General features: G+C 74.9%; 4 protein-coding genes. All 4 read left to right on the forward strand.

The window, feature by feature from the left end:
* Window positions 1–420 (forward strand): sensor histidine kinase (locus tag VGD85_RS00330; RefSeq protein WP_331061454.1); only part of this gene is annotated, 420 nt, incomplete at its 5' end.
* Window positions 417–1,103: a response regulator transcription factor gene (locus VGD85_RS00335; protein WP_331061455.1), complete on the forward strand. Its 687-nt coding sequence runs from the start codon at window positions 417–419 to the stop codon at window positions 1,101–1,103. The genes VGD85_RS00330 and VGD85_RS00335, both read left to right, overlap by 4 nt.
* A 65-nt stretch (window positions 1,104–1,168) precedes the next feature.
* Window positions 1,169–1,936: an ABC transporter ATP-binding protein gene (locus tag VGD85_RS00340; RefSeq protein WP_331061456.1), complete on the forward strand. Its 768-nt coding sequence runs from the start codon at window positions 1,169–1,171 to the stop codon at window positions 1,934–1,936.
* Window positions 1,933–2,905 (forward strand): ABC transporter permease (locus VGD85_RS00345; RefSeq protein WP_331061457.1); only part of this gene is annotated, 973 nt, incomplete at its 3' end. The genes VGD85_RS00340 and VGD85_RS00345, both read left to right, overlap by 4 nt.

Here is a 2,905-nt window from a genome sequence, read left to right on the forward strand (position 1 = left end):
CTCGGGCTGCTGCGCGCTGACGACGGTGTCGAGCTGCGGCCCCAGCCGGGTCTCGCGGACCTCGGCGCCCTGGTCGCCGAGGCGCGGACCGCCGGCGCGCACGTCGAGGCGGCCCTCCCCGCGGGCGGCGCGGGGGTGCCGGACGGCATCGCCCTCACGGCGTACCGGGTCGTGCAGGAGGCCCTCACGAACGTCCGCAAGCACGCGGGCCCCGGGGTGAGCGTGCGGGTCGACGTGCGCGTCGGCGACGCCGTCGAGATCCTGGTCGAGGACGACGGCCGCGGGGCGGCGGTGCCCTCGGACGGTCACGGACTGGGTCTGGTGGGGATGCGGGAGCGCGTGGGCGTCCACGGCGGCCACGTCGAGGCGGGACCCCGGCCGGGCGGTGGGTTCCGGGTGGCTGCGAGGCTGCCCCGGTGACCGCCAGCGATCCGAGCCTCGAGCCGATCCGGGTGTTCCTCGTCGACGACCAGCAGATGGTGCGCGGCGGGTTCCGGATGCTCGTGGAGAGCCAGCCCGACCTGACCGTGGTCGGCGAGGCGGGCGACGGTGCCGAGGCCCTGGACCGGCTCGCCGTGACCCGCGCCGACGTCGTCTTGATGGACGTGCGGATGCCGCGGGTCGACGGCGTCGAGGCGACCCGGACGCTCACCGAGCGCGGCGAGCTGCCCCGCGTGATCGTGCTGACGACCTTCGACCTCGACGAGTACGCCTTCGCCGCGATCCGGGCGGGCGCGGCGGCGTTCCTGCTCAAGGACGCCGCGCCCGAGGACCTGCTGGCCGCGATCCGCACCGTTCACGCCGGCGATTCGGTCGTCGCCCCGAGCACCACCCGGCGGCTGCTCGACCACTTCGCCGCGACGCTGCCCGATCCGCGACCGGAGTCCCCGGACCAGCGCCTGGTCGGGCTCACCGACCGCGAGCGCGAGGTGCTCGTCCACGTCGGCCGGGGCCGGTCCAACGCGGAGATCGCCGCCGACCTCGTCGTCGCCGAGGCGACGGTCAAGACCCACGTGAGCCGGCTGCTGGCCAAGACCGGCGCCCGCGACCGGGTGCAGCTGGTCGTCCTCGCGTACGAGACCGGCCTGGTCCGTAGCCCCTGAGTCGTACGCCGGATGGGTCCCGCGGGCTGACGACCCGGCCCCCTCCCGGACGGGAGGGTCGGACCATGACGATCACCGACCCGACCACCCTCTCGACGGGCCTCGCGGCGAGCGCCCGCGGCCTGACCCGCGTCTACGGACGCAGCGACGCCGCCGTGCACGCCCTGCGAGGCGTCGACCTCGACCTGCCCAGCGGCCGGTTCACCGCGATCATGGGCCCCTCCGGCTCCGGCAAGTCGACGCTCATGCACTGCCTCGCCGGCCTCGACACCCCGACCTCGGGACGCGTGTCGGTCGCGGGCCGCGCCCTGGAGACCATGGACGACACCGCGCTCACGGTGTTCCGCCGCGAGCACGTCGGGTTCGTGTTCCAGTCGTTCAACCTGCTGCCGATGCTCACCGCCGGCCAGAACATCCTGCTCCCCCTCGAGCTCGCCGGCCGGCGCATCGACGCCGATGCGCGCGACCGCTACGAGCTCGTCGTGGAGGTGCTCGGCCTGCGCGACCGGCTCGGGCACCGGCCCGCCGAGCTCTCCGGCGGCCAGCAGCAGCGGGTCGCGATCGCCCGCGCCCTGGTCGCCCAGCCCGACATCGTGTTCGCCGACGAGCCGACCGGCAACCTCGACAGCGAGGCCTCCGCGGAGGTCCTCGGCTTCCTGCGCCGCTCGGTGCGCGAGCTCGGCCAGACGGTCGTGATGGTGACCCACGAGCTCGACGCGGCGGCGTACGCCGACGACGTGCTGGTCATCGCCGACGGCCGGATCCGGGCCCACCTGGTCGACCCGTCCGCCGACCAGCTGGTCGCGGAGCTGCGGCGGGAGACCGTTCGATGAGGACGGTGCTCGCCGCGACGCTGCGCGTGCACACGAGGCGGTACGTCGCGGCCGCGGTGGCGGTGGTCATCGGCGTCGCGTTCATCGTGGTCACGAGCCTGCTGTCGTCCGCGGCCCGCAGCGGCCTGGTCGCCGGCGTCGAGGTCCCCTACCGCGACGCCGACGTCGTGGTCTCCGACGTCGACGCCGACCAGGCCGCGCGGATCCTCGACGCGGCCTCCGAGCACGGCGACCATGCGTCGTTCCTCGGCTGGACCATGCAGCAGGTGCGCGTCGACGACCGGCTCCTCGGGGAGAGCGTCGACGTCGGCGCGATCACCGACGCCCCGGACCTGCGCTGGCAGGCGCTGCGTGCGGGTCGCTACCCGGACGGTCCGGGCGAGGCGGTCGCGGACGTCAACGCAGTGAAGGGCGACGGCGTCGCCGTCGGCGACACGCTGCGCGTGGGCACCGGGACGGACGCCACCGAGGTCAGCATCGTCGGGCTCGTCGACACGCCGTCGGCGAGCGTCGACGCGGACTTCTACCTGACCTGGCGCGACCTGCGCCGCTTCGCCGACCACCTGTGGGTCGACTCGATCGCCTACGCCGGCCCGGGCTCGGCCGACCTCGCGGACCGGCTGCCCGACGACGCGACCGTCCAGCCCCGCGACGAGTTCGTCGAGGACCGCCAGACCGAGCTCACCCACCAGGTGAACGTGCTGGCGATCATGCTGCTGGTCTTCGCGGCCGTCGCCCTGTTCGTGTCCGTGCTCGTCGTCGCGAACACCTTCTCGATCCTGTTCGCCCAGCGCGCCCGCGACTTCGCGCTGCTGCGCTGCGTCGGTGCGACCCGCCGCCAGGTCCTGCGCTCGGTGCGCGGCGAGGCGTTGGCGATCGGGACCGCGTCGGCGCTCCTCGGCCTGCTCGCGGGCACGGGCGCCGGGCACGGGCTCGTCGCGATCGCCCGGGGTCTGCTGCCGGCCGGCA

Origin of the sequence: Nocardioides sp. (genome assembly GCF_036401255.1) — a bacterium.
Classification (GTDB): domain Bacteria; phylum Actinomycetota; class Actinomycetes; order Propionibacteriales; family Nocardioidaceae; genus Nocardioides.

Bases quoted from the DNA above. Each gene is read 5' to 3' on its own strand.
- VGD85_RS00340 (WP_331061456.1), top strand. From the start codon at position 1,169: ATGACGATCACCGACCCGACCACCCTCTCGACGGGCCTCGCGGCGAGC.